General features: G+C 71.3%; 15 protein-coding genes. 8 read left to right on the top strand and 7 right to left on the bottom strand.

What is annotated here, in order from left to right; all coding sequences use genetic code 11:
• Positions 1-7 precede the first annotated feature (7 nt).
• Positions 8-682, bottom strand: coding sequence for a type III effector protein (locus tag ABT001_RS19015; protein ID WP_502967483.1), 675 nt, complete (start codon positions 680-682; stop codon positions 8-10).
• Positions 683-876: 194 nt separating this feature from the next.
• Here ABT001_RS19015 and ABT001_RS19010 point away from each other — a divergent pair, with 194 nt between their 5' ends.
• Complete coding sequence (locus ABT001_RS19010; protein WP_351278645.1) at positions 877-1,305, top strand: DUF2267 domain-containing protein; 429 nt, start codon at positions 877-879, stop codon at positions 1,303-1,305.
• 15 nt (positions 1,306-1,320) lie between these two features.
• Here ABT001_RS19010 and ABT001_RS19005 read toward each other — a convergent pair whose 3' ends face one another.
• On the bottom strand, positions 1,321-2,808 hold the full coding sequence (locus ABT001_RS19005; protein WP_351278643.1) for a hypothetical protein: 1,488 nt from the start codon (positions 2,806-2,808) through the stop codon (positions 1,321-1,323).
• Between the two features lie 247 nt (positions 2,809-3,055).
• Positions 3,056-3,274: a hypothetical protein gene (locus ABT001_RS19000; RefSeq protein WP_351278641.1), complete on the bottom strand. Its 219-nt coding sequence runs from the start codon at positions 3,272-3,274 to the stop codon at positions 3,056-3,058.
• A 386-nt stretch (positions 3,275-3,660) separates the two neighbouring features.
• On the opposite strand from ABT001_RS19000, the gene ABT001_RS18995 reads away from it, so the two are divergent.
• Positions 3,661-4,998, top strand: coding sequence for a hemolysin family protein (locus ABT001_RS18995; protein WP_351278638.1), 1,338 nt, complete (start codon positions 3,661-3,663; stop codon positions 4,996-4,998).
• Positions 4,995-6,014, top strand: coding sequence for a hemolysin family protein (locus tag ABT001_RS18990; protein WP_351278635.1), 1,020 nt, complete (start codon positions 4,995-4,997; stop codon positions 6,012-6,014). Before ABT001_RS18995 ends, ABT001_RS18990 begins: the two co-directional genes overlap by 4 nt.
• 63 nt (positions 6,015-6,077) lie before the next feature.
• On the opposite strand, the gene ABT001_RS18985 is transcribed toward ABT001_RS18990, so the two are convergent.
• From ABT001_RS18985 to ABT001_RS18975, 3 genes are all read right to left on the bottom strand, one after another.
• The gene (locus tag ABT001_RS18985; protein WP_351278633.1) at positions 6,078-7,406 is read right to left on the bottom strand and encodes a GDSL-type esterase/lipase family protein; all 1,329 of its coding nucleotides are present in this window, start codon (positions 7,404-7,406) and stop codon (positions 6,078-6,080) included.
• A gap of 76 nt (positions 7,407-7,482) precedes the next feature.
• On the bottom strand, positions 7,483-7,785 hold the full coding sequence (locus ABT001_RS36095) for a hypothetical protein (protein WP_502967486.1): 303 nt from the start codon (positions 7,783-7,785) through the stop codon (positions 7,483-7,485).
• 64 nt (positions 7,786-7,849) lie between these two features.
• A complete protein-coding gene (locus ABT001_RS18975) occupies positions 7,850-9,115 on the bottom strand; it encodes an SLC13 family permease (protein ID WP_351278631.1) in 1,266 nt (421 codons plus the stop codon).
• A gap of 197 nt (positions 9,116-9,312) precedes the next feature.
• Between ABT001_RS18975 and ABT001_RS18970 the strand changes: the two genes are divergently transcribed.
• The 5 genes from ABT001_RS18970 to dhaL all read left to right on the top strand — a co-directional run bounded on the left by ABT001_RS18970 (position 9,313) and on the right by dhaL (position 13,826).
• Positions 9,313-10,035 carry a FadR/GntR family transcriptional regulator gene (locus ABT001_RS18970; protein ID WP_351278628.1) on the top strand — a complete coding sequence of 241 codons (723 nt, stop codon included), beginning with the start codon at positions 9,313-9,315 and terminating at the stop codon, positions 10,033-10,035.
• A 151-nt stretch (positions 10,036-10,186) separates the two neighbouring features.
• The gene (locus tag ABT001_RS18965; RefSeq protein WP_351278625.1) at positions 10,187-10,762 is read left to right on the top strand and encodes a TerD family protein; all 576 of its coding nucleotides are present in this window, start codon (positions 10,187-10,189) and stop codon (positions 10,760-10,762) included.
• Between the two features lie 146 nt (positions 10,763-10,908).
• Positions 10,909-11,652 (top strand): hypothetical protein, encoded by a 744-nt coding sequence (locus ABT001_RS18960; protein ID WP_351278623.1) that lies wholly within the window; start codon positions 10,909-10,911, stop codon positions 11,650-11,652.
• A gap of 451 nt (positions 11,653-12,103) precedes the next feature.
• The gene (locus ABT001_RS18955; RefSeq protein ID WP_351278620.1) at positions 12,104-13,102 is read left to right on the top strand and encodes a dihydroxyacetone kinase subunit DhaK; all 999 of its coding nucleotides are present in this window, start codon (positions 12,104-12,106) and stop codon (positions 13,100-13,102) included.
• Positions 13,103-13,160: 58 nt separating this feature from the next.
• On the top strand, positions 13,161-13,826 hold the full coding sequence (gene dhaL / locus ABT001_RS18950) for a dihydroxyacetone kinase subunit DhaL (protein ID WP_351278617.1): 666 nt from the start codon (positions 13,161-13,163) through the stop codon (positions 13,824-13,826).
• 124 nt (positions 13,827-13,950) lie between these two features.
• Here the strand turns inward: dhaL and ABT001_RS18945 are convergent, their stop codons facing one another.
• On the bottom strand, positions 13,951-14,631 hold the full coding sequence (locus tag ABT001_RS18945; RefSeq protein WP_351278615.1) for an HAD family hydrolase: 681 nt from the start codon (positions 14,629-14,631) through the stop codon (positions 13,951-13,953).
• Positions 14,632-14,772 lie beyond the last annotated feature (141 nt).

Below are 14,772 nucleotides of genomic sequence, written 5' to 3'. Positions count from 1 at the left end.
ACGGACGTCAGCCGGCGGTTCGGCCGTGGTCACCGCGGATCAGGTCGGTGTGGCGGGTGACGGCACCGACCCGGGCGGCCAGGTCGGGGTGGCCTGCCTCGAGATGGGTGCGGGTGTCCGAGAGCGGGTTGATGAGGTTGGCCGCGTCGTTGTCGGCGAGGGCTTCCGCGAGGCGGGCCAGAGGCGGGCGGGCGGGGCCGGAGAGGTCGGTCAGGGCGGTGATCTGACCGGCGAGCTGGCGTAGGTCGGCGGCGTTGGCCCTCGCCCAGGCCGAGACGGTGCGATCCGCGGCGCGGCGGCTGCGGGTGGCCTCCACACGCTGTTCGCCGGTGGCTCCGGGGGCTCCGGGACGTACACGGAGATAGCGCCGCTCGGCGGCCTGACGGCTGGAGACACCCAGCGGATGGGCGAGGTCCGCCCAGCTGGAGCCCGCCTCCCGGGCTGCCTCGATCAGGGCCGGTTCCCATCCTGCGAGCTGATCGCGCAGTTCGCGCAGGAGGAGGAGTGCGGCCAGGGCCTGATCCGCGCCGACTTGGCCGCCCTCCCCGTGTGTGCCGCTCCTGGCGGTGCGGATGGCGTCGTCGATCGCGTTCAGCGCTGCCTCGGCCGCGAGGAACGGGGTGGGATCGCGGGGGCTCGGACGAAGCCGGCATAGGAACCCTTCCGGGCACAGGCAGATCAACGGCTGAGGCTCCGGCCCCCTCCGCCACCGAACCCGAGCGCGGCCCCGACGGAACGGCGGGCGGGCTCCTCGCCCGCCGCTCCCTGCTGCTCTCCTGTGGCACGACCGGCCTTCTCGCCGGCCGCCCCGGGGTGACTGCGTCCGGACGAGCGTGACCGCACACAGAGACGATCGAGAAAGGCAACCCCCCTGCGATGCCTCCGCAGCACGAGCATGCCCGGCCCGGCATGACGTTCCGACAGATGGTGGAGAGAATTCGGTACGAAGGCGCGTACCCCACCCGGGAGCGGGCCGAGAACGTCACACGGACGGTGCTGGCAGCCCTGGGCCGTCAGCTCACCGGCGACGAACGCGTCGATCTCGCCGCCCGGCTCCCGGTCGAGGCCGCGCTCGCCCTCACCGGGGAGGCCCCGGACCACCGACCGCTCACAGGCTGGGGGTTCGTCAAGGATCTGGCCACCCGCACGGGCGGCACCCCCGCCACCACCCGCTGGGACACCGGAGCCGTCCTCACCGTCGTACGCCACCTGGCCGGACCCGGCCTCCTGGACCGGATCCTCGACCAGCTCCCGCCCGGGTACGCCCTGCTGTTCGGCGGCGCGGAGCTCACCCGGGCCGCATGAACACTCCCCCTCCCCTCAGGGCAGCCCGCTCAGATCGAGCAGCCGGTGCAGGCGTTCCGCGGGCAGTCCGGGGTTGGCCGCGGCCCCTTCGGCGTGCTCCGGGGTGTCGAGGAGTGAGGAGAGCAGGCCGAGAGGGAGGAGCGGGTTGGCAGCCGCCGCTCGGCGCACGCGCGGCTCAGGATCGCCGAGCAGGTGGAGCGGCGGCCGGGCGAGGCCGGCATCGGCGGCGGCCAGCGCGCGGACAGCGGGATCCCCGTGGCCGAGCAGGTGCCGCAGCCCGGTGCGGGGCAGGCGGGGCGACGTGAGCAGGTAGGGGCGTTGGCGCGGCGCGGCGACGAAGGCGTCCAGGACGACCGCGGGCGGAGCGAGCGGGTGGTTGCAGGCGAGCAGGTGCCTCACATCGGCGTCGGGATCGTCCGCCAAGCGGCGCACGAGCTCCTCGGGCAGCCGGGCGCAGCTCGCGGCGACGCGGCGCAGCACGGGATGAGTGGAGGCGGCACACGCCTCGTACCATCCGGTCGGCGGTTCGATCAGCATCTCCTCGACGGCACCGATGTCCTCGGCCGTGCGGCCGATGATCCGGTCGATGGCGGCCCGCTCGGGCCAGGTGCGCGGCAGCGGCTGGAGCGATGCCCGGGCCCGCACGGTGGCGTCCGGGTCCTGGGCCAGTTCCGCCAGGAGCGCCGGATCGAGGTCGGCCCGGGCGGCCACCCGTTCACGGACGTCGGGGTCGGGGTCGCGTGCGAGGCGGGCGACGGAGTCACGGGGCGTGTGAGGGTTGCGGGCGAGCGCCGACAGATCACGCCGGTCCGCGAGGCACCGCGCGGCCACGGCCGGAGAGACCGCGTAGTTGACGAGCAGGAACGACCGGTGGTGACAGTCGACTTCCGGCAGTTCCTCCTCCGTCACCGCCGGGTCAAGTCTCCGACTGCTCCGGAGAGCCGCCTCGCGCACCGCGTGCTCCGGGTCGCCCAGGAGAGCCTCGCGCTGCACAGGCGTGAGCCACAGCCACAGTCCGGTTGCCTGGTAACGGAGTTCGGGGTTCGGGTGGTCCGGCATCCTACGGCGGAACGACGGTGGGATCTGTCCGGAAACCACCAGCTCCTGCCTGATGTCGTCACCTGTCAGCACGCGGCCCTCCCCATCGCCGTCCCGCACCGTCAACAGGCGCTCCAGGACACCGTCGGACAGCGCCTCGACCCTGCCCAACCGGGGGCGCGGGCCCGAGGCAAGGGCCGCGCGGACGAGATCGTCCACGTCGTCGGCCAATCGGCCGCGCTGCTCGGCGGACGCGTACCGGTTGCGGGCGAAGCGGCGGCGGACATCGCGCTCCGGGTGCGCGACCACCGCCTCCACGACGACCGCGGGAAGTTGGCGCTCCTCGCAGAGGAGTGTCCGGACGGCGCGAGCCTGATCGCTCAGCAGGCGGAGAAGGACCTCGGACGGCGCGGCGGAGTTGACCGCGACACCTCGGAGCCACCGTTCCGCGAGAGGGGAGGACATCAGGACATCGTCTCGCGTCGCGGTGACGTCAGGAGCGTGGCCTCACGGTCCGACGCCCGCCCCGCCGAGATCTTCCGGTCCACGGCGGTCCGGATCGACGGCGCGCACACCCCGGTACGCTGCGGCGCCCTCCTCGGGGAGGTCTTGGATGTGCCGCCGCGACTCCCGCGCCCCGCCCTCCGGCGAGAAGAGCGGGGCCGCCGCACGGACGGGCCTCGCCCTCCTCGTCCGCGAGGGCGCCTCCCGGTTACTCCGCCGCCGCGAGAACCGCGAGGGCCTGCGCCCACCGGGCGTACTTCAGTTCGGCCAGGTCCGAGACGGTCTTGACTCCGAACGCCTCGCGCAGCAGTTCCCCGTCCCGGTCGGAAACCCCCTTCAACGCCCCCACCGGGGCGCCCATGATCTCCGGCAGACTCTTGTCCGCCCACGCCTTGTCCAGGACCTTGTCCAGATCGATCGTTGCCATGTGTTCCGTCTCCCAGGGGTGTGTGGCCCGCCACGGGCCTTCTTCTACATGCGTGTAGAAGCATAGAGTTGTCCCGGAGGACCGGGAGTACGCTCCGGGCCCTCTCGCCGGGAAAGGCCGAAATACGCTCCCGCGCGGCCGGAGATGCCCCTGCCGTCGGAGGCCGTCCCCGGTGGCGCACCGGTGCGGACCAGGGCAGGACGCCCACGCCGGACCGGTGCGCGAAGTGGCCGGGAACCCTGTTCCGGTCGGAATCGTTTTGTGTTTGCGCACACCTAGATGAGGAGCCAGCACTTGTCCGCCAGATCGACGGACCCGTCGGGGCACAGTCCCCGGCCTTCCCGCCCCGTATGTCCTGGGCACGGCACGCGGCGGGGTGGTGCGGAATGAGTGCCCTGGAAGCCTGGCTCGGCGTACTGGCCGTGTTCGTGCTGACCGCGGGTACCGGCTATTTCGTCGCCCAGGAGTTCGCTTACGTCTCCGCCGACCGGCTCGCCCTCGCACGCGAGGCCAAGGCCGGGGACCCCAGGGCCGCCCGGGCCCTGAAGGTACTGGAGCGTCTGTCGTTCATGCTCTCGGGCGCCCAGCTCGGCATCACCGTGACCGGCCTGGTCGTCGGTTTCATCGCCGAACCTTCGGTCTCCACACTGCTCAGGCCGGCGCTGTCCGCCCTCGGCATCCCCGAGGGCGCCGTCACCGGCATCTCCGTCGTGCTCGCCTTCACCCTGGCCACCGTCGTGCAGATGGTGCTGGGCGAACTGGCCCCCAAGAACCTCGCCATCGCCGTCCCGGAACGACTGGCGAAGTCACTCGCCGCCTCCACCCTGGCCTACCTGCGCGTCGTCGGCCCGGTGGTCCGGATCTTCGACGGCGCGGCGAACGGTCTGCTGCGCAAGGTCGGTATCGAGCCGGTCGAGGAGCTGCACCACGGCGCCACTCTGGAGGAGCTGGGACACCTGATCGGCGAGTCCCACGAGCAGGGTCAGCTGCCGCGCGGGACCGCAGACCTGCTCGACCACGCCTTGGAGTTCTCCGAGCGGACACTGCACGAGGTGATGGTTCCGCGCGTCGACGCGGTCTTCGTCCGCAAGGACGCCACCGCCGCCGAGACCGTCGACCTCATCGGCAGACACGGCCACTCCCACTACCCCGTACTCGGCGACCACCCGGACGACGTCGTCGGCGTCCTGGGTGTGCGGGAGCTCATGAGGCTGCCCTCCGGCAGGCTCACCGCCGCCACGGCAGGCGCGGTGGCCCGGAGGCCGCTGCTGCTGCCGGACACCCTGGCTCTGCCGGACGCCGTCGAACGGATGCGTGAGAGGGACGACGAGTTCGCCGTGGTCCTCGACGAACACGGCGGTGTGGCGGGCCTCGTCACCTATGAGGACATCGCCGAGGAGCTCGTCGGTGACATCGCCGACGAGTCGGACACCGTCACCGACGTCGCGGTCGCGGATGACGGAGGCTGGCTGGTGGACGCCGGGCGACGTCTGGACGAGGTCTCCGACGCCACCGGCGTCGAACTGCCCGAAGGAGGGGACTACGACACCGTGGCCGGCCTGATCGTCGACCGGCTCGGCCGTTTCCCCGCCATCGGCGACCACCTCACCCTCACGCTGCCCGACGGCGGCGGTGTGGTGATCGACGTACGCACCCTCGACCGGCACGTGCCGGAGCGGGTACGGATCGAGCGGCTGTCCCGGAAGACGGTGGACCAGGCATGACTTTCCCGATGGCACTCCTCGTCACCGTCCTGCTGCTCGTCGGCAGCGGTTTCTTCGTCGCGGCCGAGTTCGCGCTGGTCGCCGCCAGACGCCACCGCTTGGAGAAGGCCGCGGCCGAAGGGCGACGCGGCGCCGGAGCGGCCTTGGCCGGCATGCGTGAGCTCTCGCTGATGCTGGCCGGCGCCCAACTCGGCATCACCGTGTGCACACTGGGCCTCGGCTCCGTGTCCAAACCCGCGATCTCTCACGAACTGGATCCCCTGCTGCACAAGCTGGGCCTGCCCGCCGCGCTCAGTTACGGCGTGGCATTCGCGGTGGCGATGCTCGTGGTCGTGTTCCTCCACATGGTCCTCGGCGAGATGGCGCCCAAGTCGTGGGCCATCGCTCACCCCGAGCGCTCCGCGATGCTGCTCTCCCCGCCCTTCCGGGGCGTCGTGAAGGTCGTACGCCCCCTCATCCGGATCCTGAACAGGGTGAGCAACGGTCTGGTCCGGCTGTGCCGTGTCACCCCGCGCGACGAGCTGGTCTCCGTCCACAACAGGGAACAGCTCACCCATCTGGTGGAGGAGTCCGAGCGGCTCGGTCTGATCAGCGAGACGGATTCCGACCTGCTGACCCGCTCACTGACCGAGCCGGAGACCCCGGTGCGCGACCTCCGGATCCCGGCGGCTGACATCACCTCGATCGACGGCCGGGCCGACGCGGAGCAGATCCTTCGCCGGGCCGCCGACAGCGACCGCACCAGACTCCTGGTCCGGGAGGGCGGGGAGGTCCTCGGCTCGGTGCACGCGCGTGACGTCCTGGTGGCCCGGGCCCAGGGGCGGGCCACCAGCGCGCGCGCCCTGGCACGCCCCGTGCCCGAGCTGGCCGAGTCCACCACGGTCGCCGACGCGATCGAGGTGCTGCGCCGCCGCCGGGCCACACTCGCGGTGGTGCGCGACGAGACCGGCATGCTCACCGGCATGGTGAGCCTTGACGACCTGCTGGCCCGCTACCTCCAGCCCAGGGAGGCGTGACCGCCCACCCTCCGGTGAGCGCCCCGGTCCCCCGGGGCGCTCACCGGCGTGCTCAGGACATCGTCACCGCTGTGCGGACGAGGCGAGCATCGGCAGCGAAACGGTGTCGGCCAGAACCTGCTGACCGGCGATGTTCACGTGGACACCGTCCCCGGTGTCGTAGGGCGGGTTGATGGAGTTCGGCTTCAGCGGGTCCTTGAGTACCTGGTCGAACCCCATGACGCCGTCACAGGTGCCGCTGCAGTTGTTCCACTTCGAGACGAACGAGTTGACCGTGTGGCGCACCCTGTTGTGCTCGTCGGTATAGCCCGGGCGAGGGGTCACCGGAGTGACGTACACCTTGATCCCGGCCGCGTGCAGGCGGCGGAAGACGTCACGGTAGCTCGCCAGCACCTGTTGTGCGTCGCAGCCCGCGGGCAGGTCGTTGGTGCCGTAGTAGTAGAGGACTCCGGTGACTCCGTGGAGGGCCAGGACGTCTCTCTGCAGGCGTGCCCGCGCGTCGAGACCGCGGACCGACTCGGCGAGGTGCGGGCAGTCGGGGGCGCTGGTGGTGCCGTTGACACCTGCGTTGGCGACGGCGAACTGGCGGGTGGGAGGGAGCTCCGAGGTGATCCGCCGGGCGAGGACGTCGGCCCATCGGCGGTCGGCACCGAATTGTGTGCAGCCGGGCCCGCAGTCGGTGGACCCGACTCCGTCGACCACCGAGCTGCCGTAGGCGACGAGGCTGCCCTTCAGCCGCGGGTTGTGCACGTCCACCGCGGTGACCAGATAGGTGGACTCGGTCGTCTCCGTGTACGCGGCGGCGCTCGTGTCCCGGGTGTGGTCGCCGGCGCCGGGCGCCGTCAGGTAGTTGGTGCGGAAGGCGGTCCTGTGAAGGCCCGGGACCACGGTGCCCGAGACGGACAGGGAGACCGCGACATCACTCCCGGCACGGGTCGACAGGACGGTGGCATCACTCCAGAGCTCGCCGCCGGCCGGTACGACGGCCTCGTGCCGGCCGGTGAAGGTGACGGGTTCGGGGCGCTCCTGAGTGGCAGCGCTCTTTCCATCGGTGAGTGCCACCGTGGCGGCGTCCACGACGAGGGGGGTCGTGCCGAACGTGTTCTGGATCCGGATGCGCAGTGCGTCACCCCCCTGGCTGAGGTGGCTGATCATGCGGACGCTCTGGTCGCGTAACGGGGTGGGGGCGAGGTCGTGCTGGGCGCCGGCCCAGGACGTGAACCAGCCGCGGGTGGCGGTGCGCTGTCCGGACGCGGTGTCACCCGCGGCATCCGTGGTCAGGGCCGGGACGGCAAGTGCGGCCACGGTCGAAAGGGCGGCCAAGGTGATCGAGATGCGTCCGGCCGGCAGCGACCGGGCGCGGCGGGCTCCGGCGAAGGGTGAACTGATCAAGGACTTGCCTTTCCTTGGGGAGAAGGGAGGTTCCTCAGCTCGTCCGTGCCGGGACCTCACACCCGCAGGGCCCGTTTCATGATCTTGCCGAGGTCGTTGCAAGGCAGCTCGGACAGGTAACGCACAGTTCGCGGCCGACGATCCGGACGTGACCGTCCTGTTCACGGACCGCCATGTCTCCTGAGCGGAACCAACCGTCCTCGGTGAACGCCTCGGCGGTGGCGTAGGGACGGTTGAGGTACTCGGTGAAAAGGTGCGGACCGCGCACCCGGGCCCACGCCGCGAGTTCGGCGTAGGACAGTGTCCGGTCCCCGAATCGCAGGGCGGGCCGCGAACTGCCGCGGGCCGGTGCGGGGAACAGTTCCGTGGTGCGATTCACGCGTCGTACTCCCATCGACGGACCGGCAGGAGAGGGAAAGCCGTAGCCACGGGGTTCCTGGTGGTCACCCGAACCCCGGAACAACCAGGGCGAGCCATGCGATGCCGGGCACCGCCGCGACCACGACCCCGCCGTAGACCATCAGCTGCCTGAAGAAACGATCGCGGTCGACGTCGGGGGCCGCGGCGAGAACCAGCGCGCCGTTGGTCGAGAAGGGGCTGACGTCCACCACGGTCGCCGACACCGCCAGCGCCGCGATCATTCCGACCGCCCCGATCTCCCCCTGTGCGAGGAATGGCACAGCCAGCGGGATCAGCGCACCCATGATGCCGACCGACGAGGCGAACGCCGACACGATCGCGCCGATGTAGCACAGCAGCAGGGCCGCGAGCAGCGGAACGCCGATGCCGCCGACGCCCTCCCCCGCCCACGTGATCGTGCCCATCTCCTCGAGTACGCCGACATAGGTCAGCACACCGCAGATGAGCAGCACCGTGGGCCAGGCGATCGAACCGACCGCCTTACGGCTGGTGTCCGGCCACACGGCACTGATCAGCACCGCCAGCGTGATGGCGGTCAGACCCGCGTCCAGATCGAAGCCGAGTACGGCGACGACCAGAGCGAGGAGCGCGAGAAGGGTGGCCGTGCGGGGCGCGTCCAGCCGGACGCGCCCCTCCTCCGCGGGAGAACCGGGCGAGCCCTCGTCACTCTCCACCGTGCGGTGCCGGGCAAGCTTCATCCCGCCGAACAGCACGAACACCACCCCGGCGATCAGCAGGTTGGCGGCCAACGAGGTGAGGAACAGCGCGATCTCGTTGCCCGGCAGGTTCTCGCGCTCCACGATGCCGTTGACGATCGAGCCGTAGATGCTGATCGGGGAGAAGCCGCCGCCCTGCGCTCCGTGCACCACCATCGCACCCATCAGGAGCGGGCTGATGCCGTAACGGACGGCGAAGCTCAGGGCGATCGGCGCGACGATCGCCACCGCGGCCGGACTGACCGCACCGATCGCGGTCAGCGCTCCGGTGATCACGAACATCACCCAGGGGATGAGAGCGATACGCCCGCCGACGAGGCGTATGGACGCGTGCACCAGCCAGTCCGTGGTGCCGTTCGCCCGGGCGATCGCGAACAGGTAGGTGACTCCGACCAGGACGACGAAGAGGTCTCCGGGAAACCCGGCGAAGATCCCGTCCGCGTCCAGGCCTGCGGCCAGCTCACCCACCGCGAACGCGGCGGCGAAGGCGAGCGCGCCCATGTTGATGGAGCGGGTGGTGGCAATCACGAAGACGACCACGAGTACGAGGATGGAGATGAGTTCCGCGGACATGTGCGGGCTCCCGTCCTGGGCCGACCCTGATTGGTCTGGTGGATGAGCCACTTGGCCTGTTGACGGCACTCAGAGTCGGCGGAGCGGATACAACCGTCAAGGGGTTGCGCAGAATTGGTTCAGCCACTGGACCGCCCGGCGCTGCTAGGCTTCCGGTGCCACGAGGGCGCGGGGGCCTTCCGGAACAGGGGCAGGGGATGTCCGACGCACTGCGGCCCGTGGGCCGTACACGACTGTACGAGCAGGTGCTCGACCGGTTGCGCTCCTACGCCTCCGAGAGCGCTCTGGCCGTTGGCGACAGACTCCCGCCGGAGCGCGACCTGGCTCAGCGCCTGGGAGTCTCGCGGGCCTCGGTGAAACAGGCCATCGTGGTCCTCGAAGTGCAGGGTCTCGTCGAGGTGCGCCACGGAGGAGGCACCTACCTCCTGGGAAACGGACTGGACGCCGAACCCGTCGAGCGTCTCGTAGAGCGCCGGCGCAGGCTGCCCGACGTGCTCGAGGCACGCGAGGCGTTGGAGACGAAGCTCGCCGAACTCGCGGCCGAGCGGCGCACCGAGCGGGACCTGATCACGCTGCGGGCCTCACTGGCCCACATGGCCGCGGAGATCGCGGACGGCGGCCACGGCGTCGAGGGTGACCGGCGCTTCCACGCCGCGGTGACCGCTGCGGCCCGCAGCACCCTGCTCGCCGAGTTCATGCGGTCCATCGCCGACCAGATCACGGAGAGCAGGCACGAGTCCCTGCGCCAGCCGCGCCGGCCCGGCCGTTCCCTGATCCAGCATCAGGCCGTCCTCGACGCGATCGAGGGACAGCGCGGCAAGGCGGCGGCCGCTGCGATGCGTCGCCATGTCCGGACGGTCGCGAAAGTGCGGCTCCTGGACTGGAACCCCGAACCGGACAGCACCGACGGGGCCTCCTGACCGCGGTCGCGCACACCGGTCCGATCCCTGGCGCCCGGCCGACACCCCTCTTCCCAACTTCTACAGTGCTGTAGATTCAAGGGACTGGTCATCACCAGACCCGCTTCTCGATCCGGGGTGCGGTGCGCGCAGACGCGAAGGGAACAGCACCATGGGTGTCAGCCTGGCCAAGGGCGGCAACGTCTCGCTCAGCAAGGAGGCCCCGGGCCTGACCGCCGTCCTCGTCGGACTCGGCTGGGACGCCCGCAGCACCACCGGCACCGACTACGACCTGGACGCCAGCGCGCTGCTGGTGGACAGCAACGGGAAGGTGCTCTCCGACCAGCACTTCGTCTTCTACAACAACCTGAAGAGCCCGGACGGTTCCGTCGAGCACACCGGGGACAACCTCACCGGTGAGGGCGAGGGCGACGACGAGTCCCTCAAGGTCAATCTGACCACCGTCCCCGCCGAGGTCACGAAGATCGTCTTCCCCGTCTCCATCCACGATGCCGCCAACCGGGGCCACAGCTTCGGCCAGGTCCGTAACGCGTTCATCCGTGTGGTCAACCAGTCCGGCGGCGCCGAACTCGCCCGCTACGACTTGTCCGAGGACGCGGCGACCGAGACGGCCATGGTCTTCGGCGAGCTCTACCGGCACGGCGAGGAGTGGAAGTTCCGCGCCGTCGGCCAGGGATACGCCTCCGGACTCGCCGGAATCGCCGCCGACTACGGCGTCGGAGTCTGAGCCGTCACCACCTCCGGCCGGCGGCCGTACAGGCCGTCCGGCCGCCGGCCCCGGGCGCCGTTCGCCTCCGAGGCGCCGACACCGAGCCCAGGCCACGGCACGAACACCTGCCGCTCCATGGGCAGTTACGAACGGGGATACCTCTCATGCATGCGCCCGGCCGGCTCGAGGCGGAACACAGAGCCGACTTCGAACAGGTATTGGACCGCGCCCTGGACATGCCCGAGATCCGGGCCGCGCTGCGGCACCGGGACACCGAGAGCGACGCCGAGCGTCTGCGCACCCAGGCATTGGCCGCCGCCGAGGCCATCGCGGCCGAGGCCACGGCCGAGTACCGCCGCTACCTCGGCCTGCGGACCCGCGCCGGCGACCAGGCGGCCCACCGGCGGGGTGCGGACGACACGGCGGGCAGCGGACTGCTGAGCGCGATCGCCGTACTCACACTGCTGCTGTCCGCCGCCGCGGCGGCGATATTCCTCCTCCTCGGCTACGGCCTCCGGCTCGTCGGCACCCAACAGCAACTCGGGGCCGCCCTCGTGGGAACCGGGTGGATCACCGCGGCTCTGGCCGCACTCACGGCACTCGCCTCAGCGATCGCCCTCGTCGTCACGGCCGCCCGGCACCGCTTCACCCCGGGCCGCCCCCCGCACCAGGTCACCCCGTCCGTCGCCGCGGCTCACCAGGCGTGGCGGCAGTCGCTGCTGGAACGCGGCATCCTGCCCTTCCTGCACGAGCAACTGACCGGTCAGGGCAACAGCGCCGCGAAGCAGTCACCGCTCCGCCGGTCCGCCGTCGAGCCGCCCCCGGAGGACCGCGGCCGTCCGGGCTGGACCAGCCCCGACTTCCGGAGCCCGGGCTTCACCGGCCCTGCGACGCGCTCGCGGAACTGACAGGCGCGGGGTCCGGGCGACGGAGTTCTGCCCGACCCCCCGCGCCCTGAATGGAAGCAAGGCAACCTCATGGGAATCATCAGCTGGAGGATCGCGTACCGCGTTCTCTTCGGCAGGTCCCGCGACCGACTCAGGAGACGGGACCGCGCCGGACCGTCCGCCGACCGGCCCACAGCCCCCGACGGTCCGATGGCGCCACGGACGCGCCACCGTGGTCCCACGTACGGGACCACCACACCGCGCGCTCCCACCCGGCCGCAGGCCTTTCGGGCACGGGACGTGGGCGCCCCGGCACCGCCGACCGGCGGCCGGCTTTCCGTACCTCGCCGCCTGCGGGCACTTGGAGCGAGTTGCCGTATGCGCACCGTGACCCGCACCATGGAGTTCTCGTCCGGAGGCTGACCCATCCGGCTCATCCGGTCCCGTGCCGGGGACGAAAGGGGTGCCACCCATGGCCAGGTACTTCGACAACGGGTCCGGTGAACTGGCTTCCGACGCCCTGTCCGGCTTCGCCCGCGCGCACGCGGACCTCGTGGAGTACAACGCCGCCGACGGGTACGTCGCGGCTCTGCACACCGCGCCCACTCGGCTGGTGGGCCTCCTCTCGGGCGGCGGCTCAGGACACGAACCCCTGCACATCGGCTACGTCGGGGCAGGCATGCTCGACGCCGCCTGCCCCGGAAGGATCTTCGCGTCCCCGCACAACCGGCAGATCTACCGGGCGTCCCTCGCGGTGGCGAGGCCCGAAGGCGTGCTGCACGTGGTCAAGAACTACACCGGGGACCGGATCAACTTCGGAATCGCCGCCGAGCGGCTCTCGGACGCGGGCGTCCCCTGCGCCCGCGTCCTCGTCGACGACGATCTCGCCTCCGACTCCGCCGAGATCGCCGCCGGGCGCCGTGGCACCGGTGCCACGGTGCTGGTGGAGAAGGTCCTGGGTGGCGCCGCCGACAGCGGATGGGGACTCGCCGGGCTGACCGAGCTCGGCACCACGCTGGCAGGCCGGTGCCGGACGCTCGCAGCCGCCTCCGCCGCTCACCACGCGCCGGCCGACGGCGAGCCGGCCTTCGCGCTGCCGCCCGGCGAACTGGAGTACGGCGTCGGAATCCACGGTGAGCGCGCGGGCCGGACACGGAGCCAGGGCCGTGTGGGTGCGCTGGTGGAGGAAATGACGGGCGCACTGCTGGACGCGTTGCGCCCTGGCCCCGAAGATTCGGTCGTCGCTCTGGTCAACGGCCTGGGTGCGGTCACCCCTCTCGAGCTGTACGGCATATTCGGGGAACTGGGCCGGGTTCTCGACGCCCGGCGGATGCGGCTCGCCCGGCACCTCGTGGGCGACTACGTCACCGCCCTCGACATGCGGGGCTTCTCGCTCACCCTCATGCTCGCCGACCGGGCCGTGCTGGATTTCTATGATGCGCCGGTCCGCACTCCGGCCCTGCGATGGTGAACGGCGGACCTGCCGTGGGGCTCCGGACAGGTCCGGACAGACGGAGGAGGACGACGCCATGACGCCCACCGCTTTCGACGCCGCGCAGACCCGCTCCTGGGTTCACGGCTTCACCGAATCGGTGTACGCCACCGAGCCCGAACTGACCGCACTCGACCAGCGGACGGGGGACGGCGACTTCGGAGCGAATCTCGCGGCCGGGGTCCGGGCCGCCGGTCTGCTGCTCGACCGGATGGAGGCACCGGCCGGCCCTGCGGAGACCCTGGACACCCTGGCCCACGCCTTTCTCGACGAGATCGGCGGCACCAGCGGCCCCTTGTTCGGCCTGCTGTTCCAGGCCTTGAGCAGGGCCGCCGCAGACTCCGGCCCCGGCCTGACGACTGCCGCGCTCGCCGAAGGCACCGCCCGAGGGCTGGCCGCCATCCGCCGTGTGGGTGATGCCTCGCCCGGCGACAAGACACTGGTCGACGCGCTCACTCCGGCCACCGCCGCGCTGAGGACGGCGCAGGACGCGCCGCCCGCTGCGGCCTTGGCCTCGGCGGCGGATGCAGCGTGGCAGGGGGTCCGGGACACCGCGTCCCTGACCGCACGCATGGGCCGGGCGAGCTACCTGGGTGAGCGGGCGACCGGCATCCCGGATCCCGGCGCGGTGGGCGTCGCCCTGTTCTTCGCCTCCGCCGCCACGCCCGTGCGCACCCTGGCACCTCATCTGCCCGCGGACTGAACGTCCGGGCACACCGGGTCCGGGCCCGGGTCGCCCCGATACCGGCGGTATCGGGGCGACCCCGACAACGCGGCGAGCGTGCGTGCCAGGCGTCGCCAGGCAGGCGGGACTTTCGAAACGCGCCCTAGATGCCCAGCTGGCTCGTGGCCCACTCCACCAGCTCACGGTGGGCCAGGCTCGGGACCCACAGGTCGGCCTTCTCCAACTCGGGACCCGGCGGGCACGGTCCGATTCCGATCACGCGAAGACCCGCCCGGCGTGCCGACTCCATCCCGGTCAGCGAGTCCTCCACGGCCAGGGCTTCCTCGGGCGGTACGCCGCACAGACGGGCTGCCACGCTGTAGACGTCGGGCTCCGGCTTCGGCCGCACCTCCTCGCCGGCGACCACGACATGGTCGAAGCAGCCCAGGAGCCCGGCCCTGCCGAGGCATGACTCCACCATCTCCCGGGGGCAGTTGCTCGCCACCGCGAGAGGGCGTCGGCCGGCGACCCGCCGGACCAGTGCCGCAGCACCGGGCATGGTGACGGGGTCCTGCTCGACCAGGGCGGTGAAGGTCGTGAGCAGCGTGCCGGCCAAGTCGTCCGCCAGGTCCGGCTTCCCCGTCTCCTCGGCCATGAGCGCCCCGCACTCGGTGAAATGGACGCCCTTGGCCCGGTCCGCGAACCCGACCGGCGGTTTGAGGCCGAACGCTCGGAATGTGGCGTTCCGGGCCTCCTGCCAGTGTCGTTCCGTGTCCATCAGGGTCCCGTCGCAGTCGAAAACGATCGCGGAAGGGGACCAGGAAAGAATGGGATGAGCTGTCATGTGACTACCGTTCTTCAGGGCCGCGTCGACCGGTTCGGCGCGCGGGCACAGACTGATGCCGGGATGCGATTGCTCCATCCGGTGAATGAGGTGGGCATTGCGCGCGGCACATCACAGCCGCACCACGCGATATCGCCATGC

The organism is Streptomyces sp. NPDC002793 (genome assembly GCF_040295485.1).
Lineage (GTDB): Bacteria > Actinomycetota > Actinomycetes > Streptomycetales > Streptomycetaceae > Streptomyces.
The sequence above is the reverse complement of the archived record's forward strand: the minus strand, read 5'-3'. Positions and strand labels throughout refer to the sequence as shown.